Annotated in this window: 20 protein-coding genes and 1 tRNA gene; 14 read left to right on the top strand and 7 right to left on the bottom strand. The window is 59.7% G+C overall.

Annotated features, from left to right (window positions below):
* The first annotated feature begins 59 nt into the window (after positions 1-59).
* Together Q0802_RS03335 and Q0802_RS03330 are read left to right on the top strand one after the other, a co-directional pair.
* A complete protein-coding gene (locus Q0802_RS03335) occupies positions 60-875 on the top strand; it encodes an MBL fold metallo-hydrolase (protein WP_298913476.1) in 816 nt (271 codons plus the stop codon).
* A 41-nt stretch (positions 876-916) separates the two neighbouring features.
* Complete coding sequence (locus tag Q0802_RS03330) at positions 917-2,332, top strand: FAD-binding oxidoreductase (protein WP_298913473.1); 1,416 nt, start codon at positions 917-919, stop codon at positions 2,330-2,332.
* 54 nt (positions 2,333-2,386) lie between these two features.
* Here the strand turns inward: Q0802_RS03330 and Q0802_RS03325 are convergent, their stop codons facing one another.
* The gene (locus Q0802_RS03325; protein WP_298913470.1) at positions 2,387-2,917 is read right to left on the bottom strand and encodes an adenine phosphoribosyltransferase; all 531 of its coding nucleotides are present in this window, start codon (positions 2,915-2,917) and stop codon (positions 2,387-2,389) included.
* A gap of 11 nt (positions 2,918-2,928) precedes the next feature.
* Positions 2,929-3,549: a LysE family translocator gene (locus Q0802_RS03320; RefSeq protein ID WP_298913467.1), complete on the bottom strand. Its 621-nt coding sequence runs from the start codon at positions 3,547-3,549 to the stop codon at positions 2,929-2,931.
* 263 nt (positions 3,550-3,812) lie between these two features.
* On the opposite strand from Q0802_RS03320, the gene Q0802_RS03315 reads away from it, so the two are divergent.
* Positions 3,813-4,517 carry a hypothetical protein gene (locus Q0802_RS03315; RefSeq protein WP_298913465.1) on the top strand — a complete coding sequence of 235 codons (705 nt, stop codon included), beginning with the start codon at positions 3,813-3,815 and terminating at the stop codon, positions 4,515-4,517.
* Between the two features lie 32 nt (positions 4,518-4,549).
* Here the strand turns inward: Q0802_RS03315 and Q0802_RS03310 are convergent, their stop codons facing one another.
* Positions 4,550-5,425 (bottom strand): S-methyl-5'-thioadenosine phosphorylase, encoded by an 876-nt coding sequence (locus tag Q0802_RS03310; protein ID WP_298913463.1) that lies wholly within the window; start codon positions 5,423-5,425, stop codon positions 4,550-4,552.
* A 130-nt stretch (positions 5,426-5,555) separates the two neighbouring features.
* Positions 5,556-7,382 carry a hypothetical protein gene (locus Q0802_RS03305; protein WP_298913462.1) on the bottom strand — a complete coding sequence of 609 codons (1,827 nt, stop codon included), beginning with the start codon at positions 7,380-7,382 and terminating at the stop codon, positions 5,556-5,558.
* A 221-nt stretch (positions 7,383-7,603) separates the two neighbouring features.
* Here Q0802_RS03305 and Q0802_RS03300 point away from each other — a divergent pair, with 221 nt between their 5' ends.
* Positions 7,604-9,238, top strand: coding sequence for a SulP family inorganic anion transporter (locus Q0802_RS03300; protein WP_298913460.1), 1,635 nt, complete (start codon positions 7,604-7,606; stop codon positions 9,236-9,238).
* Positions 9,239-9,298: 60 nt separating this feature from the next.
* Here Q0802_RS03300 and Q0802_RS03295 read toward each other — a convergent pair whose 3' ends face one another.
* Together Q0802_RS03295 and Q0802_RS03290 are read right to left on the bottom strand one after the other, a co-directional pair.
* The gene (locus Q0802_RS03295) at positions 9,299-10,126 is read right to left on the bottom strand and encodes a GMP synthase (RefSeq protein ID WP_298913458.1); all 828 of its coding nucleotides are present in this window, start codon (positions 10,124-10,126) and stop codon (positions 9,299-9,301) included.
* Positions 10,127-10,237: 111 nt separating this feature from the next.
* Entirely contained in the window at positions 10,238-10,843 is a 606-nt protein-coding gene (locus Q0802_RS03290; protein WP_298913455.1) for a flavin reductase family protein, read from the bottom strand.
* Between the two features lie 89 nt (positions 10,844-10,932).
* Here Q0802_RS03290 and Q0802_RS03285 point away from each other — a divergent pair, with 89 nt between their 5' ends.
* From Q0802_RS03285 to ptsP, 7 genes are all read left to right on the top strand, one after another.
* Positions 10,933-11,442, top strand: a complete 510-nt coding sequence (locus Q0802_RS03285) for an N-acetyltransferase (protein WP_298913452.1) — start codon at positions 10,933-10,935, stop codon at positions 11,440-11,442.
* 36 nt (positions 11,443-11,478) lie between these two features.
* The gene (locus tag Q0802_RS03280) at positions 11,479-12,240 is read left to right on the top strand and encodes an EcsC family protein (RefSeq protein ID WP_298913449.1); all 762 of its coding nucleotides are present in this window, start codon (positions 11,479-11,481) and stop codon (positions 12,238-12,240) included.
* Positions 12,241-12,366: 126 nt separating this feature from the next.
* Positions 12,367-12,822 carry an NUDIX hydrolase gene (locus tag Q0802_RS03275; RefSeq protein ID WP_298913445.1) on the top strand — a complete coding sequence of 152 codons (456 nt, stop codon included), beginning with the start codon at positions 12,367-12,369 and terminating at the stop codon, positions 12,820-12,822.
* Positions 12,823-12,901: 79 nt separating this feature from the next.
* Positions 12,902-13,327 (top strand): DUF1178 family protein, encoded by a 426-nt coding sequence (locus Q0802_RS03270; RefSeq protein ID WP_298913442.1) that lies wholly within the window; start codon positions 12,902-12,904, stop codon positions 13,325-13,327.
* A gap of 4 nt (positions 13,328-13,331) precedes the next feature.
* Positions 13,332-13,967: an SDR family NAD(P)-dependent oxidoreductase gene (locus Q0802_RS03265; RefSeq protein WP_298913439.1), complete on the top strand. Its 636-nt coding sequence runs from the start codon at positions 13,332-13,334 to the stop codon at positions 13,965-13,967.
* Between the two features lie 175 nt (positions 13,968-14,142).
* Positions 14,143-15,381, top strand: a complete 1,239-nt coding sequence (locus tag Q0802_RS03260) for an aspartate kinase (protein ID WP_298913436.1) — start codon at positions 14,143-14,145, stop codon at positions 15,379-15,381.
* 47 nt (positions 15,382-15,428) lie between these two features.
* On the top strand, positions 15,429-17,672 hold the full coding sequence (gene ptsP / locus Q0802_RS03255; protein WP_298913433.1) for a phosphoenolpyruvate--protein phosphotransferase: 2,244 nt from the start codon (positions 15,429-15,431) through the stop codon (positions 17,670-17,672).
* Between the two features lie 359 nt (positions 17,673-18,031).
* Here the strand turns inward: ptsP and Q0802_RS03250 are convergent.
* Positions 18,032-18,105: transfer RNA gene (locus tag Q0802_RS03250), tRNA-Cys, on the bottom strand.
* Positions 18,106-18,251: 146 nt separating this feature from the next.
* Between Q0802_RS03250 and Q0802_RS03245 the strand changes: the two genes are divergently transcribed.
* The 3 genes from Q0802_RS03245 (at position 18,252) to Q0802_RS03235 (ending at position 21,227) form a co-directional block, all read left to right on the top strand.
* The gene (locus tag Q0802_RS03245) at positions 18,252-18,905 is read left to right on the top strand and encodes a protein-L-isoaspartate O-methyltransferase (protein WP_298913430.1); all 654 of its coding nucleotides are present in this window, start codon (positions 18,252-18,254) and stop codon (positions 18,903-18,905) included.
* A gap of 101 nt (positions 18,906-19,006) precedes the next feature.
* Positions 19,007-20,395: a TolC family outer membrane protein gene (locus tag Q0802_RS03240; RefSeq protein ID WP_298913593.1), complete on the top strand. Its 1,389-nt coding sequence runs from the start codon at positions 19,007-19,009 to the stop codon at positions 20,393-20,395.
* 70 nt (positions 20,396-20,465) lie between these two features.
* Positions 20,466-21,227 (top strand): hypothetical protein, encoded by a 762-nt coding sequence (locus Q0802_RS03235; protein WP_298913427.1) that lies wholly within the window; start codon positions 20,466-20,468, stop codon positions 21,225-21,227.
* Positions 21,228-21,241 lie beyond the last annotated feature (14 nt).

Raw genomic sequence — 21,241 nt, 5'->3', positions numbered from 1 at the left:
AATTTTATATCGGAAATTGCGGCTTCGCGTACTAACTTCCTAGGATCAGGGAGGTTGCCATGCTGATCCGCTTTTTCATAACACTGCTGCTTTTGAGCCAGGGCGCGATGGCCCAGGAGCGACAACCCAGCCATTGCATTGCATTAGCTGAAGGAGCGCCGGGGATAGAGTATATTGTTCCGGCAAATTTCTCAGCCGTCGCTCCGGAAAATGTGCGCATCCATTATATTTCTCATGCGAGTTTTCTGATCCGCAGCCATGGGGGATTGAACATTGTCACCGATTTCACCGGCTTTACCGGATCGGCACCATTCATCCCCGATGTCGTTACCATGAACCACGCCCATGATACGCATTGGACGGCCCATCCCGACCCGGCCATTCCACATGTGCTTCCGGGGTGGGGAGAGTTTGGCGAAGGTATCGACCATCGGCTCGACTTGGGCGAAGTTCTGATCCGCAATGTTTCCACCGACATTCGTTCGCAATTCTCGAGCGTTGAGACCGAAGGGAATTCGATCTTTGTGTTCGAGATGGCCGGGCTGTGTATCGGCCATCTGGGGCATCTGCATCACGAGCCCGATGCCGCCCAATACGCGGCTTTGGGTCGGCTCGACGTCGTCATGGCGCCTGTCGATGGCGGGTATACCTTGGATTTACCGACGATGACCCGGGCTCTTAAACGGTTGAAATCCTCCATTGTTATTCCAATGCACTGGTTTTCGCTGTTTGCCCTGGATGATTTTCTGTCGGGCATGTCTGATGAGTTTGCCATTGTTGAGGTTGGCGGACCTTCTCTGGAAGTTTCTTTAGATCGGTTGCCCGGCAGACCGACGATCATGGTGTTGCGTCCGGAGTGGTTGAGTGCCCCCTAGTCGGGGGTTGCATCCGTGAGGCGCGCGGGGGATCAAGGCGCATGTCCTTGAACTCCGTCGATTCCGATTTCCAGTCGCTATTGCAGCAAACCTTGCCAGCGGAGCGCTTTCGCAGCGCTGAACCGCGCCATCTGGAAGAACCGCGCGGGCGATACCAAGGGCGCCAGTCGCTTGTCGCGATGCCCAGAACCGTTGAGGAAGTTGCCGCGATCGTGGGCTGTGCCGCGCAGGCTCAGGTGGGGATTGTGCCATATGGGGGCGGGACCGGCCTCGTGGGCGGGCAGGTCTCCTTTGAGGGACCTTTGCCCCTGATCCTCTCGCTTGAGCGCATGAATGCCATCCGAGAGGTTTTCCCCGAAGAGAACGTTCTGATTTGTGAGGCGGGGGCCGTGCTGGCCAATGTGCAATCCGCCGCAGATGCCGCTGATCGGCTGTTTCCCCTGTCGCTCGCCTCGGAGGGCTCAGCCAGTATCGGCGGTAATCTGGCGACGAATGCTGGCGGTACGGCAGTCTTGCGCTATGGCAACGCGCGGGACTTGTGCCTTGGGCTGGAAGCGGTGTTGCCGGATGGTCAGATATGGCACGGACTGAAACGCCTGCGCAAAGATAATACCGGCTACGATCTGCGCAATCTGCTGATCGGGTCGGAAGGCAGTTTGGGCGTGATCACCGCAGCGGCGTTGAAACTCAGTCCGAAACCCGCGGTTTCGGGCACGGCGATTTTCGTTGTGCCCTCCCCCGCAGCGGCGCTGTCGCTATTGGGTCTCGCGCGGGACCAGCTGGGAGAGATGGTCAGCGGGTTCGAGTTGATCAACGGGCAGGGATTGACATTTCTGTCGAAGGTTCTGCCGGAGGTGCGCCAACCCTTCGAGACGCGCCCGCAATGGTCTGTGTTGATAGAGGTCGGGTTGGCGCGCGGCATGAACGGGCAGGCGGCTCTGGAAGGGCTCTTTGAGGAGGCGGCCGAAACCGGGTTGGCACTGGATGGCGTGATTGCACAAAGCGTGGAGCAGGGGGCCGCCTTCTGGTCAGTGCGAGAGCATATTCCCGAGGCCAATAAACGCGTTGGCGCGGTCATTTCGAGCGATGTGTCGGTCCCTTTGAGTTGCATCCCTGAGTTCATCGAACGTGGAAAAGAGGCTGTGGCCAGGTTAGGGGATTTCCGCATCAACTGCTTTGGGCACGTGGGTGACGGTAATCTGCACTACAACCTGTTCCCGCTGCCGGGCGGGCGCTCCTCCGACCATGCTCACCAACGCGCTGAGTTGCAGCGGACGGTGCACGATCTGGCCAACAGTCTGGGCGGATCGGTCAGCGCGGAACATGGGGTTGGACGCATGAAAGTGGCAGACCTTGAACGCTATGGCGACCCTGCAAAGATGGCTGCAATGCGCGCGATCAAGGCCGCTCTTGACCCTTTGGGCATCATGAACCCCGGCGCGGTCCTGAAGACATGAGACGCTGACGCGTCACACGATGTTTTTCAAATCCTTCCAGGATTTGGTTGGTTCCTAGAGACCATCGAAGGCGCAAAGTGCGTTAACTTCCATGCCCAAGGCTTCGAGTTTGGCGCGACCACCCAGTTCCGGAAGATCAATGATGAAAGCACAGGAAACGATTTCACCGCCCAGTCTTTCGATCAGCTTGATACCGGCCTCCGCTGTGCCACCGGTTGCAAGCAGATCATCCACCACCAGAACCTTTTCCCCCGGCTGGATTGCATCGTCGTGGATTTCGACAATGGCTTCACCGTACTCCAATGAATAATCCTGACTGATCGTTCTGCCGGGCAGCTTGCCTTTTTTGCGGATCGGTACAAAACCGACCGAAAGCTGGTGCGCAATGGCACCGCCAAGAATAAAGCCGCGCGCTTCCAGACCCACGACTTTGTCAATTTCAAGCCCGGCGTAGGGATGCAGCATCTGGTCAATCGCCATGCGGAAGCCGCGAGGGTCCGCAAAGAGCGTCGTGACGTCGCGAAACATGATGCCTTCATGTGGGAAATCCACAATCGTACGGATGTAGTCTTGAACAGTTTTCATGCGATTTGCCTTCAGGTTGCGCGGCGCAGCGTGGCGGTCAGGAGGCCCATACCAATCAAGGTGGCACCGCCAGCACGGGTGATCCATGTGAGAATATTTGGTTTCGAGATAACGCGGCGCAGCCGATCGGCAAGCAGGGCATAGGCCAAAGCGTTGATACCCGCGAGAGACACGAAAGTTGCGATCAGGAGAATGAACTGAGGGGCAAGGGGCGTATCGGGGCGTAAGAACTGCGGTACGAACGCAATGAAAAAAGCAATGGATTTGGGGTTGAGAGCAGTCACCGCAGCGGCGTGGCGAAAGACACCACGCGCATTTACCTCTGCAATCGGCGCCATGCCTTCACGGGGTGCCGACCGGATGAGTTTGAAGCCCAGCCAGACCAGGTAGATGGCTCCCAGCCATTTGAGCATGGTGAAAAGGGTTGCCGAGGCCAGGACAAGCGCGCCCAAACCCGCCAGTGACGCGGTCATGGCAATCAAGTCTCCGACTGCAACACCTGCGGCGGAAGCCACGGCCACGGATTTTCCTTTCGAGAGCGCGTAGCTCAAGACCAAGAGCACCGTCGGCCCGGGGATCAGCAGGAGAGCGGTGGAAGCCGCAACGAACGTCAGCCAAAGATCGAAAGACACCGTTTACTCCTTCACATGCGCCGCAACAGTAGTTCCAGTTTCCAGCGGCAACATCAACCCGGTGTGCCTGTGACTTTGTTCACAGACATTTTCCCGTAAACGTAGAATCATGCAGCATATTCCCGAATTTTATTCAAATGGAGAATAGTCATGCGTGCTATCACTGCTCTAGCAATAGCTGCCTTTTTCGTCTCAACTGCCGTCGCCTATGCTGCCTGTCCTGAGGGTTACTACAATTGCGGTAGCAACCTGTGTTGCCCCCAATGACCGCCCTGGACACTGACGATAAACCCAAACCCGCCAAAAGTGTCGACTACAAGTTCTGGACGATGACGGCGTTGGTTCTGACCGTGTTGGCGTTCAATGTCACCGAGAGTGTGCTGCTCGATGCTGACGAGGCTGATATCAGCTATGCCCGTTTGATTGTGCCTGCCAACCGCATTTCGGATCCCTATCCGGGAGATGTCTTTGTCTACAGCCACAAGAACGAGAAATTTGAAGACAGCAAGTTTTGCTCACTACAGAGTTTCTCAGCGGATCGTCCCCCTATTGAAGACAGGCTCTCTGCGTCCAACATCTGGGGCAGCAGTTTGAACGAGACGCTTGCAACCGTCGGGGAATATGTTCCCAAGAAAATTGCAAGCTGGGTCACTGTCAAAAGCCCTGAGAAGAAATGGACCTACTTCAAACAGCACCGTACGGCCGTCAATGCGCCGATGGATCCGGCTTGTCTGCAAACCGTTGTGGCAGCGTCGACAAACCCGGATCTGACACCTTTTGTCGTGGACTCGATCTACGAGGTGCAGGATACCAATGGGCAATCGAAATGGGTGCGTTTTGCAAATCCCCTGATGATTGACCCCGCGACCTGTTCAGATTGTCCCCAGCCCAAGACCCTTCATGATATCGTGCAGGCGGACGCTTTTACGCGGCTCAAAGCGAAGTTAAACATCGTTAAGATTTACTGACAGTTGCGCCGCATTGATCGCGGCGCAACGTATCAGGGCAAGACGCGCCCCGCCACGCTATCCAGTTTTGCCATGACGGCTGGATCGCGCGCCTCCGGGGCGGTCAGGATCGCATATTCGAGCGCGCGGTCGCAGCCATGGGCACATGCCGCACGGTCCTTTCCCAGGAGTTTCGGCAGATGCCGAACGAGGTCACGGCCCTTGTCTGCATTGCCCATGAGGGTGGCGATGATCTGGGTTACGTCCACTTCGCCATGATCGGGGTGCCAGCTGTCGTAATCGGTGATCATGGCGACGGAGGCGTAGCACAGCTCGGCTTCACGGGCGAGCTTGGCTTCGGGCATGTTGGTCATGCCGATCACATCCGCGCCCCAGCTTTCGCGATACATGCGGGATTCGGCCAGCGTCGAAAATTGGGGTCCTTCCATCGCCAGATAGGTCCCCCCCCTGTGCACCGTGATCCCCGCGTCCCGGGCGGCGGTTTCGCAGGCATCGCTCAAACGCGGACAGGTGGGATGCGCCACGGAGACATGGGCGACACAACCCGTACCGAAAAACGACTTCTCGCGCGCGAAGGTGCGGTCAATGAATTGATCTACAAGCACAAAATCCCCCGGCGCCATCTCTTCGCGGAACGATCCGCAGGCAGAAACAGACACCACATCCGTACAGCCCAGACGTTTCAGCGCGTCGATATTGGCAAGGTAGGGCACGGTGCTCGGACTGTGCACATGGCCGCGCCCGTGCCGGGGCAGAAACGCCATCTCAACACCGTCCAGAACACCGGTCAGAATGGCATCCGATGGCGCGCCCCAAGGGGTGTCTACCGTCGTCCAACTGGCCTCTTCCAGCCCGTCAATATCGTAAATCCCTGATCCGCCGATCACGGCGATCTTTGTCTTGCTCATGTCTGGGGAGGCTCCGAATTTGCACGTTTCTCGGCGGGATGGTGGCGGGGATTTGAGGGGAAATCAAGCGTATGACCTGCGTGCACAGCCTGTGCACAGGCCGTGCACCGAATTTGTGCATTGCCTGGCTTCAATCGCGCCGGATGATCCCGGTGATGGCCGCCGCCCCCAGGGCGGTGACGACCCAGCCCGCCAGCGTAAAGACCCAGCGCAGCCACCACAGATGCCAGCCCCAGAAACCGCGCGTGGTCGAGGGGGCCCATGCGGCGGTCTGCCCGATGTCGACAATGGGTATGACCAGATCGGCGGCATAGGCATGGGGGCTGAAGCTCTCCCAATCCTGTCCTTGCGCGCCCTTTTCAGACCACAAGAGCGCGGGGTTGGCCGGGGCAGGCTCAGACGCGAACCGCTGCCAGTCGTCGGAGAGCAGGACCGGGCCGGAATTGGGTGCGAAGGAGCCTTCCCCCCACGCGAGATGGGCAACGGTCGTGGCGCTCAGCCAGAGGACCAGTAGCGCCAGCACGCTTCGGAACGGGCGGTGACCATAGCCCACAACCGCCTGCAGGAAATACGACCACAGGATGGTGAGGTAATGGATATTGGTGACGGTGATGCCTTCTGACACCTCGCCATTATGCAGGCGCCAGCGGGTTTTGAATTTTTCACGATACAGCAACCGCTCCCGCTCCGCCAGAACGGTCCGGGCTTGGGCATCATGACCCATCTCGCGCAGCACTTTGGCAAGCTGGGTGTAGGGCTGCGGAAAGAACTCTCCATTCCAAGTGCTGCCTTTGGCCAGCCAGTCGAGACGGCGAACCGCATCGGTTGGGGCCGCCCCGATGCGGTCATAGGTGAACCCGTCGAGATTGAGGCTGCCCTCCCCGGGCCAGGAGGTCAGATCATCCACCAGATCGCTCGCATGGGCGGTATTCAGATCCAGACTTCCTTTGGACAGGGTGGCATCGCGCCAGAAGAACCCGTCCCGAATATGCGCCCCTTGCAGGGTCAGCGCATGCCCGTCCGTGGCGGAGAATGTCGCACCGGTGCAGTCAAGTTGCCCGCCGATCTGCGCGCCGGAGAGGCTGACTTTGCCTGTGGCGGTGATACCTCGCAGGAAGATACTCTCGGTCACTTTGACCCCCTGGGCGTTCAGCGCGTCCCCGTCGGTTGTGGACAAGGTGGCACCGATGCAGGAAAGCTGCCCGTCGATCTGCGCACCGGAGAGGCTGACTTTGCCGGTGGCGGTGATACCGCGTAGGAAGACGTTGCCGGTCACCGCGACCCCCTGGGCGTTCAGCGCGTCCGCGTCCGTCGCGGAGAACGTCGCACCGTCGCAGTCAAGCTGCCCGCCGATCTGCGCACCGGAGATGCGGATTTCGCCTGTGGCAGTGATACCGCGAAGAAAGACGTTGCCGGTCACCGCGACCCCCTGGGCGTTCAGCGCGTCCGCGTCCGTTGCGGAGAATGTCGCACCGCCGCAATCCAACTGCCCGCCGATCTGCGCGCTGGAGAGGCGGACCTCGCCTGTGGCGGTGATGCCGCGCAGGAAGACCCCCCCGGTCACCGCGACCCCCTGGGCGTTCAACGCGTTCAGGGTGCTGCCGTTCAGCGCCAGTACGTCGAACTTGGCTTGAAGGGCGAGGATGTCACCGGCAAATCTGCACGCTTCCAGCCCCGTTGCCTTGCGCGCTTTTTCAAAGCTGAGGTCGAGGGTGCCGGAGATATAGGCACCGGTAAGGTCAACACCCCAGCCCTGGACAGGGCAGTCCGTGCAGCCGCCGAGGATCAGGTAGCGCAGCACATCGGCACGGACCTCACGCGCCGCATCACCTGCGCGGGGCAACCCGCCCAGATCGCACGGGTCACCGGCCCTGCAGGCGGTGAGGAGTTTCTCCTCCGCTTCCGTCGGGCCGTCCAGAAGATCGTCAATGTCTTGGCGGGTGTGTATGAGGGGCAAGGGCGGCTCCGTTCAGGGTTGGCTGATCGTCGCGCGGGGCGGGTTTGAAATCAAGTGCGCGTAGGGGGCAGCACCCTCTGGCATTAGGGATTTGTTAGCCATGCGCGGCTAACGATCCCGAGGGGCAGGGTTTTCATTCCGTCCCAAACCGTCTAGGGAGCGGCGCAAGAGGATTTGGCCCGCGCCTGTCCGCAAAGTGACCCTACATCAGGATTTTCCCCATGGTGCGAACCACGTTCCGCAGCTTTACCAAGAACCTTGCAATCACTGATTTGCGCTGGATGCCCGAAGACGGGTTTTCGCCAGCGCGCCTGCGCATCGAGTTGCTATCGGGTCTGACGGTCGCATTGGCGCTGGTACCCGAAGCGGTGGCCTTTGCCTTTGTGGCGGGGGTGCACCCGTTGGTGGGGTTATACGCGGCCTTTCTGGTGGGTCTGATCACGGCGCTGATTGGCGGGCGTCCGGGGATGATTTCCGGGGCCACGGGGGCGTTGGCGGTGGTCATGGTGGCGCTGGTGGCGCAGCATGGGGTGGAATACCTCTTTGCCACGGTGGTTCTGATGGGGCTGTTGCAGGTCTTTGCGGGTGTGATGCAATGGGGCAAGTTCATCCGGCTGGTGCCGCATCCGGTGATGCTGGGCTTTGTGAACGGCCTGGCGATCGTGATTTTCCTCGCGCAGCTTAGCCAGTTCAAGGTGCCGGGCACGATGGTTGATACCGGTCATGGCATGGGCGGGGGCGAATGGCTGAGCGGGCAGCCGCTGTTCTTGATGCTGACGCTGGTGGCGGCGACCATGGCGATCATCTGGGTGATGCCGCGCATGACCAAGCTTATCCCGGCGCCGCTGGCAGGTATCGGGATTGTCGCGGCGGTGGTCATCGGGTTTGGGCTGGATGTGCCGCGCGTGGGCGATCTCGCCTCGATTCAGGGGGGGCTGCCGACGTTGCATATTCCGATGGTGCCGCTGAATTGGGAGACCTTCGAGATCATTTTGCCCTATGCGGTCATTCTGGCCGCGATTGGATTGATCGAGAGCCTGCTGACGCTGAACCTTGTGGGGGACATGACCAACCAGCGGGGCGGTGCGAGCCAGGAGTGCATCGCACAGGGTGTTGCCAATACGGTCACCGGGTTTTTCGGCGGAATGGGCGGTTGTGCGATGATCGGCCAGTCGATGATCAACGTGAAATCCGGCGGGCGGACGCGGGTGGCGGGGATCGCGGCGGCGGTGTTTTTATTGCTTTTCATTCTGGTGGGGTCGTCGATCATCGAGCTTATCCCGCTGGCTGCATTGGTGGGTGTGATGTTCATGGTGGTGATCGGGACCTTTGCCTGGAACAGCCTGACGATCCTGCGCAAGGTGCCGCTGACCGATGCTTTCGTGATCCTGCTGGTGACTGTGGTCACGGTTTATGAAGACCTTGCTGTCGCGGTGGTTGTCGGCGTGATCGTGAGCGCGCTGGCTTATGCGTGGAACAATGCGCGGCGCATTCATGCCAGGACCCGGGAGTCGCTGACCGAGAAGGGGGCCAAGGTTTACGAGATTACCGGTCCGCTGTTTTTCGGCTCATCCGATGGCTTCATGGAGCTGTTCGATGTGGCGGGAGACCCGGACACCGTGATCGTGGATTTTGCCGACAGCCGGGTTGTGGATCAATCGGCTCTGCAGGCGATTGAGGCGCTTGCCGCGAAATACGAGGATGCAGGCAAGAACTTGATGCTGCGGCATCTCAGCCGCGATTGCCACAGACTGTTGCAAAAGGCTGGTCAATTGATGATCGACAGCGATGATGATCCTGACTACGAGCTGGCCGTGGATTATTCGGTACGTACCGGCATTCTGGGTGGTCACTGACGGCGTGCGGCGCTGTTGGCCTGCGGCCAAGGCGCCCCGCCCGCCGTCCCGTCAGGGGGATCAGTAGATTTTGAAGCTGGCCACGAAGGGCAGGTGGTCCGAGACGCCTTTGCGGAAAGCTTCGCGGCCCATGTCCATGGTCCAGTGCATCGGGAAGAGGCGCAGGCTCCCCTTGATATAGTCAGTGGAAAAGTTACGGCTGACCGCAAACCCGTCCAGCAGATTGGCGCGGCCCTTTTCGAGAATATGCGAGAAGCGGTCCTGCAGATCCCAGCTTGAGACAAAATCCATTGCGTCATCGCCACCTAAGTAGTGAAAGTTCGATACATCCTGGCCGGGGATCATATTGAAATCCCCCATCAGGAAGATCGCCCGCCGTTTCAGGCCCGGGGTCTGGTGAATTTCCGCAATGTAGTCGCCAATCACCTCGCACTGGCTGTCGCGGGTCTTTTGTTCGTGACGACCGCGCCCGGATTTCAGGTGGACACCGATGACGATGGCTTTGAGTTTGGCGATCTTCACATCCACTGCAAACGCCTGCCGCCCGCCTTTGTAGGCGCCTTCGGAGCCGGGAATGAAGCGCGGGTTGGTCACTTCGATGCCGGGTTTATGAAGAAAGCCGATGTGGATATGGCCGCTTTGCTGGGGCAGCATCGTGTGATTGTATTCGACGCCGTATTTCTTGAGTTTCTCGACCAGCGTCGTGATGTAATTCTCCGGCGATACCTCCACCAGCGTCACGAATTCCGCATCAAGCAGAGCCAGCCCCTCGGCCTGTTTTTCCGCCTTTTTCGAGCGTGCTGAAATGCCCACAGGCTGGCCCGGTCTGGTAAAACCGGCGAGGTTCCAGACCGCCGCGCGAATGATGGAATGGTTGAAATTCGTCATAGTGCCCTCCGCAAAATTGAGCGCGGTCAGCAGCAATACCGAATTCGCAGCCGCGCACCACCCAGTCTAGCACAGGTTGTGACAATGTTGCGTTTTGCGTGATCTGAGGGCTCAGTCGTCCGGGCGCGCTAATTCAAAAAGGTCGGTCACACGTGTGTAATCACGGTACCCCAGACGGCTGAGCGGTTGATAGGTGCGCACGTCGAACCGCCCGTCGACAATAGTGTCATCGCGAATATGCACGCCGACCACTTCGCCAAAGACCACGAAATTGCTGGCCCCTTCGATTTGCACAATTTGCGTCATCCGGCATTCCAGCGCAGCGGGGGCCCCAGACACGCGGGCGCAGTCGATTTGCGCGCAGTCGGCAGGCTCAAGACCCGCTGCGGCAAATTCATCCACGTCTTTTGGCAGCATTTCCGATGAGGCATTCATCGCGTCGCGCATCGCGTATTCCACGATATTCACGCAAAAGACGCCGGTGGCGCGGATGTTGGCCACGGAATCCTTGGTATCGCCCTGATCCGGTTTATGGCTGGTGGAAGCAAACATGACCTGCGGCGGCGTGTAGGCCACGCCGTTGAAAAACGAATAGGGTGCGAGGTTGTTCTGGCCTGCCGCATTGCGCGTCGAAATCCAGCCGATGGGCCGCGGCGTGACAATGGCATTGAACGGATTATGGGGCAGGCCGTGGCCGTCCTCGGGGCGGTAGAACATTGCTTTCTCCTGATCGTTTGCAGGCCATGTAGCGCATGTGCTAGGGGCGGACCACCGGAAACCCTCAGCGAGACACTGCGGCGGCGCTTGTGTATGAATTAACTGTCGAAACTGCGCAGGATGTGCATGAGGTGGAAGCCCTGTTTGACCTGTGTTTTGCACCGGGGCGCGAAGCTTTGTCCTCATATCGTTTGCGCGATGACATCGCTTCTGTTGCCAGTCTCAATCAGGTAGCGCGCGATCCGGGTGGCATTCTGGCGGGCGCAATCCGTTTCTGGCCCGTACGTGTCGGCTCGGTCGCAGCCCTATTGCTGGGCCCGGTTGCGGTGCATCCGACGCGGCAGGGCGAGGGGCTGGCGGCCCGGCTGATCCGTGACGCGCTGGAGTGCGCCAAATCCCAAGGTTGGGCCCGCGTGATGCTGGTAGGCGATGCCCCCTATTATGCGCGTTTCGGGTTTACCAGGCTCGACGATGTGGTGATGCCACCGCCGACAAACCCGGACCGGGTTTTGGGCCGCGCATTGCAGCCGCAGGCCTGGCAAGGCGTTGTGGGCGAGGTGTCCCGCTGGCAGGGGACTATGCCTTCTGGATTGAAATAACGTCGATTGCGCCCATCTTGAAGGAAAGGGGCACATATGAACGACATTACGAAGTTTCACCCGGTCGACGTTGACAAAGAGCTGGACGCCTTGGCGCATCGCTACAAACGCGCGGGCGGTGGTGCGATTGAACTTTTGAACCTTGTGGGCGGCCGCGCCGAGGGCTTGCTGGAGCGTTTGCCCGCACCTGCGCGTTCGGGATTGCAGGACGCCACGCGCAGCGCGCTGGAGCAAGCGATGAAGCTGGCCCATTCGAGCCGCGACATGGTACCGGATCAGAAAAGCTGGCTCAACACGGCGGTCGGGACTGCAATGGGGGCCGTTGGGGGCGTGGGCGGTCTGCCCACAGCGCTGGCCGAATTGCCGGTCACCACCACATTATTGCTGCGGATCATTCAGGGTGTTGCGGTGGAACACGGGTTTGATCCTACCGAGCAGAATGTGCAATTTGACTGCATTGAGGTTTTTGCCTCAGCCGGACCCCTGTCGAAGGATGACGGTGCTGATCTTGGGTTCCTGTCCGCGCGGGTCACGTTGAGCGGAGCGGCGCTGCAAGGCATCATCGCCCGGGTAGCGCCCCGGTTGGCCACGGCGATGGGGCAGAAACTGGCCGCCCAGACCGTGCCCGTGCTTGGGGCCGTGGCGGGGGCGGCGACGAACTATGCCTACACGAATTACTATCAGGAAATGGCGCATGTGCATTTTGGTCTGCGCAAGCTGGCCATTGATGCAGATATTCCTGTCGAAGATCTGGCCGCGCGCCTGCAATCGCGGATGCAGTCCCGCGATCTGACCTGAACCCGAACGCGGCCGTTGATACCGGTGGCGGCGCATCATTTGTTGGCAACTGCGGGGTTATCGGGCATGATCGGCGCATAGACCGTCCCAAGACGGCAACAAATCGAGTACTGACGTGAACCGGCGATGATCAAGCAGCTTCCCATATCCTTGCAAGGGGCACGCAAAAGCGAGCTGCGCACGCAGTTTGCGGCACTTTGCTACCGGGTACGCAAGGGCGATGTGCAGGTTCTTTTGATCACGTCGCGCGGGTCGCAGCGCTGGATCGTGCCCAAAGGCTGGCCCATGGACGCGATGACCCCGGCGGATTCCGCAGCTCAGGAGGCCTGGGAAGAGGCCGGCGTGCGTGGCGCCTCCGATGGGCGCTGTCTGGGCGTTTTTTCCTACAGCAAGGAGACCGTGGCATCGGGCGATTTGCCCTGTCTGGTCATGGTCTTTGCCGTTCGGGTGGAGAGATTGTCCAAGGAATATCCCGAAGCAGGTCAGCGCAAGCGCAAGTGGATGTCCCGTAAAAAGGCTGCGAAACGGGTTGACGAGCCGGAATTGGCGCGGATTTTGCAGGACTTTGACCCGCGCGACTGAAACCGACTTGCTTGACGTGGCAGTTGGAAAGCCCCATTTCATAATCAAATGTTAACGGCAGCGGGATATTTTGCGCACCATGATCCAATACGCGCTCAAATGTGACAAAGGGCACGGGTTTGACAGCTGGTTCCAGTCGGCGTCGGCTTTTGACGCTCTGGACAAGGCCGGTCATCTGTCTTGCGCGATTTGCGGCAGCGAGGAGGTGACCAAGGCGGTGATGGCCCCGCGCGTGTCGAGTTCTGCCGAAGTGGTGTCGGAAAAACCCCTGACCCAGACCCGCAGCGATCAAGAAAAAGCGCTGGCCGAGATGCGCCGTCATGTGGAAGAAAACGCGGACTACGTGGGCCCGAAATTCGCCGAAGAAGCGCGCTCTATGTATCTGGGAAGTACGCCCGAGCGTGCCATTTACGGCGAAGCCAACGGGGCTGAAGCCAAGGCCCTGATTGACGAAGGCATCCCGGTCGCACCTCTGCCGTTTCTGCCCAACCGAAAGGCAAACTGACCTCATGAAAATCGTGATTACCGGGGCCAGCCGCGGCATTGGTGCAGGCATGGCCGAGGCCTACCGGGACCGGGGTGAAGAAGTTGTGGGAACGACGCGCGACGGGCCGCATGTGCTGGATGTTACCTCGCCCGAAAGTCAGGCTGATTTCGCCAGATCATTGGCAGATGCGCCGGTTGATTTGCTGATCTGCAATGCGGGCGTGTATCTGGACAAAGGCGACGCGCTGGACACCGGGTTTGGCGCAGATCTCTGGGCGCGGAGCTTTGCCACCAATGTCACGGGCGTGTTCCTGACCGTCCAGTCGCTGTTGCCAAACCTACGCGCGGCGTCCGGCAAGATCGCGATCATCTCTTCGCAAATGGCGTCCCATGAACGTGCGCCGGGCGGCAGCTACATCTACCGCGCCTCAAAAGCCGCCGTTTTGAATGTGGGCCGCAATCTGGCGGCGGATCTGCGCCCGGATGGCATCGCAGTGGGCATCTATCATCCGGGCTGGGTGGTGACGGATATGGGGGGCGAGGGAGCCGACATCACGGTCGATCAGGCGGTATCGGGCCTGTTGACGCGTTTTGATGCGCTGGACATGGCTAGCACTGGCGCGTTTTTGACCTGGGACGGACGTGTCCACCCCTATTGAGCCGGAGCTCTTGTCAAAATGCGGCGGCTGGCGCCGCCACGCGATGCTGTCAGCTGCGTCCCGCAGCTGGTCTGGCGCAGGCTCGTGAGGATTTCAAAATAAGTTGCTTTTGCGAAGCCTTGTGGTTCCGGGCATGAGCGCGTACACCCGCCGCGATTGATGCAGGGGACAAGACATGCCTGTTCTGGTGATGAAATTTGGGGGCACTTCCGTTGCCACGCTGGACCGGATTCGCCGCGCGGCAAAACGCGTGGGCGTGGAGGTTGCGAAGGGCTATGACGTGATCGTCATCGTCTCTGCTATGTCGGGCAAGACCAATGAGCTGGTGGGCTGGGTGGGTGAGACTTCGCCGTTGTTTGATGCCCGCGAATATGATGCGGTTGTGTCGTCGGGGGAGAATGTCACCGCCGGTCTGATGGCGCTGACCTTGCAGGAAATGGACGTGCCCGCGCGCAGTTGGCAGGGATGGCAGGTGCCGGTGCAGACGACCTCTGCGCATTCTGCCGCGCGGATCGAGGATATTCCGCCCGAGAACATCATGGCGAAGTTTGCCGAAGGCATGAAAGTCGCCGTGGTTGCGGGATTTCAGGGCGTGAGCCCGGAGGGGCGGATCACGACGCTGGGACGGGGTGGATCGGATACCACGGCGGTGGCCTTTGCGGCGGCCTTCAACGCCGAGCGCTGCGACATCTACACGGATGTGGACGGTGTTTACACCACTGATCCGCGGGTTTCCGCCAAGGCGCGCAAGCTGGACAGGATCGCGTTTGAGGAGATGCTGGAACTGGCCTCCCTGGGGGCCAAGGTCTTGCAGACGCGGTCGGTGGAACTGGCGATGAGATACAAGGTGAAGCTGCGGGTTTTGAGCAGTTTCGAAGAGCAATCTGACGACGCAGGCACGCTGGTGTGCGACGAGGAGGAAATCATGGAAAGCAATGTGGTGGCCGGTGTGGCCTTTTCGCGTGACGAGGCGAAGATGACCCTTGTCTCTGTTGCCGACCGTCCCGGGATCGCGGCCAAGATTTTCACGGCCCTCAGCGATGGCGGCGTGAATGTGGACATGATCGTGCAGAACATCGCGGAAGAGGGGCGCACGGATATGACCTGGTCCTGCCCGACCGATCAGGTGGCGCGCGCGCAAAAGGCTGTTGAAGACGCCAAGACAGATGGCATCATCAACTATCAGGAGGTGATTGCCGACAGGGATGTGGCCAAAGTCTCGGTTGTGGGGATCGGTATGCGCAGCCACACTGGTGTTGCGGCGAAGATGTTTGAGGTGTTGAGTGCCGAAGGCATCAACATTCAGGTCATTACGACATCGGAGATCAAGATTTCGGTGCTGATTGACCGGAAATACATGGAACTTGCGGTGCAGGCGCTGCATGATGCTTTCGAGCTGGAAAAAGCCGCCTGATCCCCGTCTGATCGGGGGCGGGTGTCTTTCTAGGGAGGGAAGCACGCGTGGCTGAACGTCTGGAGACCGGATCGCGCAAGCTGCTGGGGCGGCTGCGGGATGCCATGGCGGGCGATGTCGAAGGGCAGGCGCGCCTCAACAAGATCACCCACCTGATCGGTGACAGCATGGGCTGCGAGGTCTGCTCGATCTACCTGTTCCGGGATGAGGATACGCTGGAGCTTTGCGCGACCGAAGGGTTGAACCCCGATGCGGTGCACCAGACGCGCATGAAACTGGGCGAAGGGTTGGTGGGCCAGGTCGCCAAGAAACGCCAGGTCGTCAACACCCCGGATGCGCCGCAGGCGAGGGGTTTCCGCTATATGCCGGAGACCGGGGAGGAGATATTCTCCAGTTTCCTGGGCGTGCCGGTGCAGCGGTTGGGCGAGGTTCTGGGTGTGCTGGTGGTGCAGTCGAAATCTGCGCGCGCCTATTCCGCCGATGAGGTCTATGCGCTGGAAGTCGTGGCGATGGTCCTGGCGGAAATGACGGAGCTTGGTGCTTTCGTGGGCGAAGGGGCAGCCATGTCCGCCCGGCACCAGCAACCGGTGATGTTCAAGGGCACCGTGGGTCAGGAGGGGGCCGCCGAAGGCCATGTCTGGCTGCATGAGCCGCGCGTTGTGGTGACAAATCCGATTGCGGATGATCCGCAGCGCGAGCTGGAACGCCTGAACGAGGCGATCGAAGATTTGCGTGTGGGTGTCGACAAGATGCTGGAAATCGCCGGAAATCAGGACAAGGACCAGTTGCAGGTGCTGGAAGCCTACCGGATGTTCGCCAATTCCAAAGGCTGGATGCGCCGGATGGAGGAGGATATCGCCAATGGGCTCTCCGCCGAAGCGGCCGTGGAGAAAGAGCAGTCGCTGGCGCGCGCCCGCATGGGGCAAGTCACCGATAACTATCTGCGCGAAAGGCTGAGCGATCTTGATGACCTCAGCAACCGGCTGCTGCGCATTCTGACCGGGCAGGGGGCCGATACCGGTGCCGAGATGCCTGCCGATCCGATCCTGATTGCCCGCAATATTGGCCCGGCTGAATTGCTGGAATACGGGCGCGGGCTCAAGGGGATTGTGCTGGAACAGGGTTCGGTTGGCAGCCACGCGGCGATTGTAGCACGTGCGCTCGCCATCCCCCTTGTGGTGCACGCCAACCGGGTCACGACCGAGGCGCTCAACGGGGATCACATCATGGTCGATGGCGAGCAGGGGATCGTGCACCTGCGACCGGATGACAACGTCGTCACCGCCTTCCGCGACAAGATTGCCATGTTGGCGGCGGCGCAGGAACGCTATGCCTCGATCCGGCACAAACCCGCTGAGACGCAGGACGGCGCTGTCTTGTCCTTGCAGATGAATGCGGGCCTAATGGCCGATTTGCCGTCTCTGCAGAATTCGGGCGCGGAGGGTGTGGGGCTTTTCCGGACGGAACTGCAGTTTCTGGTGCGCGACCAGATGCCGCGCCGGTCAGAGCTGGTGGCGCTTTATGAACGCGTGCTGGATGCGGCCCAGGGCAAGCGCGTGGTGTTTCGCACGCTGGATATCGGGTCCGACAAGGTGCTGCCCTACATGAAGCCGAATGATGAGCCCAACCCGGCACTGGGCTGGCGCGCCATTCGGGTGGGGCTGGACAAGCCGGGGATCATGCGGATGCAGTTGCAGGCGTTGATCCGGGCTGCTGACGGACGCCCGCTGACGGTGATGTTCCCCTTCGTGGCGCAGTTCGAAGAGTACCGCGAGGCCCGCAAGCTAATGGAAAAGACGCTCGCGGCGGAAAAACGTCTGGGCCATGTATTGCCGGAGACCATCGAAGTCGGAGCTATGCTGGAAACGCCCAGCCTGGCCTTTGCCCCGGCGAAGTTTTTCGAAGAAGTTGATTTCCTGTCGATTGGCGGCAACGACCTCAAACAATTCTTCTTTGCCGCTGACCGTGAAAACGAACGCGTGCGCCGCCGTTACGATACGCTGAACGTTTCCTTCCTGAGCTTTCTGGAACGGATTGTGGAACGTTGCGATGCGACGGGAACCGCCCTGTCATTTTGCGGCGAAGATGCCGGCCGCCCGGTTGAAGCGCTATGCCTGGCGGCCATCGGGTTGCGCAGCCTGTCCATGCGTCCAGCGTCGATTGGTCCGGTCAAAAGCCTGCTCAGGCGCAGTAACCTCGAGGAAGTTCGAAAAGTGATTGTTGACGCACGTCATCGCGGCGAAATGTCGGTGCGCCCCTCAATCATGGAATGGCTGCGCAACCAGAACTGACCCTGCCTGCGGCCCGCGTAAATTGGCTTGACCGGCGTGCTTGTGCCATGACCAAAAGTTGACCAAGGGACGATCCAGTCGACACTTTTCAGCACCCCCATGCGTCGCGTCTACTGCTTTGAAAAGGTATTCGATCTAGCCGGTCTCGGATATGGTGTTCTAAAGCACCGATAGAGTGATCTCGTCTTGCTCCCGCAAATACAGTGGTTTGCGCGCGGTTGGCTTGGTTCACATCGAAGAGTGCACGGGTTCAGCATTGCACGCCGAAGCAAAACAAACACAGAACATGAATGGGTGGATATGTGGGTGGAGATCGTTTCTACCCATACTGTGACGCACGCTAAGTTGCTGATTTTAAATGGAGGCGAGTACCGGAATCGAACCGGTGTACACGGATTTGCAATCCGCTGCGTCACCACTCCGCCAACTCGCCGCGCATGGTGTGAGCGATGTGCTATCTGATAAGTTTGCGTGCTGCAAGAGCCATAGATTGGCAAAATCCCTCCCATGAGCGTTGCCGCAGGCATTTGAATGTGTCACATCTGACGAAATGGTAACTGAACGGATGAGTTTAGCCGAATGACCAATTTCGCCGCCCGCCGTACGATGATGGTAGATACACAGGTCAGACCTTCTGACGTCACCAAGTTTCCCATCATCGATGCGATGCTCACCATCCAGCGCGAGGATTTTGTGCCGGCTGCAAAGCGCGAAGCCGCGTATATGGGGGAAAACCTGGACCTGGGTGAAGGCCGGGTGCTGCTCGAACCGCGGACGCTGGCCAAGATGCTGGACGCGCTCGATATCTCACGGGACGAAATGGTGGTCGATATCGGTGCGGCCATGGGGTATTCCTCTGCGGTGATTGCACATATGTCCGAGGCTGTCGTCGCGGTTGAAGAGAGCGAAAGCCTCTCGGCAGAGGCGCAGGATGCGCTGGCCGAGGCTGGTGTTGACAATGTTGTTGTGCATATGGCTCCGCTGACCGAAGGTGCCCCCCAACATGGGCCCTATGACGTGATGATCGTGCAGGGCGGTGTTGAGGAACTGCCGCTCGGATTGCAGGATCAGATCAAGGAAGGGGGGCGTGTGGCCTGCCTGTTCATGGATGGGGCGTTGGGTGAGGTCCGGGTCGGTTACAAGCGCGAAGGCGAGATTTCATGGCGCCGGTCATTCAACGCCGGCGCACCGGTACTGGCAGGGTTTACGCGGGAACAGGCATTCGAATTCTAAAAGCTTCAGTTGGCAGAACTGAAGCGAACAAAATGAGGCGCATTGTTATGGTGGGAACAGAAAAAAAGACCGGAGTGCGAAAATTGCTCCGCGGTGTGGCAATGTCGGTGGGCATGATTGTCGTTTTCACCGGGCAGGGCGTTCGGGCGGAAACACTCGCTGATGCGCTCGTGGGTGCCTACAAGACAAGCGGCTTGCTGGATCAGAACCGCGCTTTGCTGCGGGCAGCGGATGAAGATGTCGCGGCGGCCGTTGCGGCCCTGAGGCCAATCCTGAACTACAACGCCAGCATCGCGCGGGATTTTGGGGATCGCCGGTCACAGACTGCCACGGGGTTTAATACAACCACTAATCTCGAGGCCACGACAGGGACCATCGGGCTTTCAGCGTCGCTGTTGCTATATGACGGCGGTGCCACGGGATTGGGCAAAGAAGCGGCGAAAGAAACGGTTCTGGCAACGCGTCAGCAGTTGATCAGTATCGAGCAATCTGTGTTGCTGCGCGCGGTGACGGCTTATCTCAACGTTGTGTCCACCAGAGAGTTCGTTTCCCTGCGGCAGAACAACCTGCGTCTGCTGACCCAGGAATTGCGCGCGGCTCAGGACCGGTTCGAGGTTGGTGAAGTTACGCGTACGGATGTTGCGCAGGCGGAATCGAGCCTGGCAGAAGCGCGCAGCGGTCTGGCAACCGCTCAGGGCGATTTGCTGCAGGCAACGGAAGAATATCGTAACGTGGTTGGCAGAACGCCCGGCCAGCTGTCCCCCCCGCCGTCTTTGCCGCGGATCGACAACAATCTGGAAAATGCCCGATCTCTGGCGGTTCAGACCCACCCGGATCTGCGGGCCGCTCAGCATCAGGTGGCGGTCACCGAATTGAACATATTACGGGCCAAGGCGGCACTGAACCCGACGGTATCTGCCGTGGGTTCATTGAACCTCACAGAAGATTTTGGCAACAGCGACTACTCCCGCTCCGGCACCGTGGGCATCCAGCTGACCGGTCCGATCTATCAGGGCGGGGGATTGTCATCGGGCATTCGCTCGGCCATGGCATCGCGTGATGCGCAGCGCGGCAATTTGCTTGAGGTGCGCAAGACCGTTTCACAGAACGTGGGTAATGCATATGCGTCGCTAACTTCGCAGCAGGCCAGTTTGCAGGCCAGCGAAGAACGTATTCGCGCCGCACGGATCGCCTTTGAAGGTGTGCGGGAGGAAGCAACACTGGGCGCGCGTACCACGCTGGACGTGCTGGATGCAGAACAGGAACTTCTGGACGCGGAAACATCGCGTATTTCGGCGCAGGCTAATGTGTACATTGCTGCCTACGCAGTCTTGCAGGCCACCGGGCGCCTGACGGCCAAGGATCTCGCACTTGGGGTGCAGGTTTACGATCCGAATGCCTATTATGATCTGGTCAAAGATGCGCCGGTGCCTTCTTCGGCTCAAGGGCAGAAACTCGATCGGGTTCTGAGGTCATTGCAAAAGAAATAGCCCTCGTGCCACCCATTGTGCGATACGGTCATGAGCGCTAGACTTGTGATCGGGCAAGAGTGGTAAAAAAATGACAGAGCCGGTTTCAAACGCCGATGTTGAGGACGTGTTGTCGTCCATTCGTCGGCTGGTAAGTGACAACAAGCGCCCCGCTTCTGGGGCTTCAGATCCGCAAGCATCAGATCGTCTGATACTGTCGCCGAATTTGCGGGTGGCGCCCGAGGGTGTGCTGCGTTTGCAGCCTGAGCATGCGATAGACGCCGCCGACCAACCGGATACGCCGAAAGGGCATGACGGGGCCGCGGATGTAGCTGATGAGACGCCATCCCATTCGAACGCCGAAGAAGTCAGTGAGGCGACAATCACTGGTGCGGCTGACGATGCTCTTCCGCCTCTGCCGAACCCGTTGAATGATGGTGAAGCCACGGGTCGGTCAGGCGGCAAAGCCTCGCGGATCGAGGCACTAACCGCAAAGATTGCGGCGTTGGAAACCGCGATCGCGCGCACTTCTGACCAATGGGAGCCCGACGGCAACAGCCGGGATGACTATTCCGGCACGCAATCGCAGGCAATGGCGTGGCAGGACAGTGTGGAACTGGATGCGACAGGCGCGCCGGTACCTGTCGAAACGCAGGCCGGCGACAATTCTGCTGATGCAGGTGACGGGCCGGATCGCGAGCAGCTTCTTGACGAACAGGCCCTGCGCGATCTGGTGTCGGACATTGTGCGGTCGGAATTACAGGGTGCACTTGGAGAGCGGATTACGCGCAACGTACGTAAGCTTGTGAGGCGAGAGATTCATCGGGCACTTGCAGCGAAAGAGTTGGAATAATCTTCCAAAATTCT

This window comes from uncultured Roseobacter sp. (genome assembly GCF_947495275.1).
Classification (GTDB): Bacteria; Pseudomonadota; Alphaproteobacteria; order Rhodobacterales; family Rhodobacteraceae; genus Roseobacter.
This window is presented reverse-complemented; position numbering and strand designations above follow the sequence as displayed.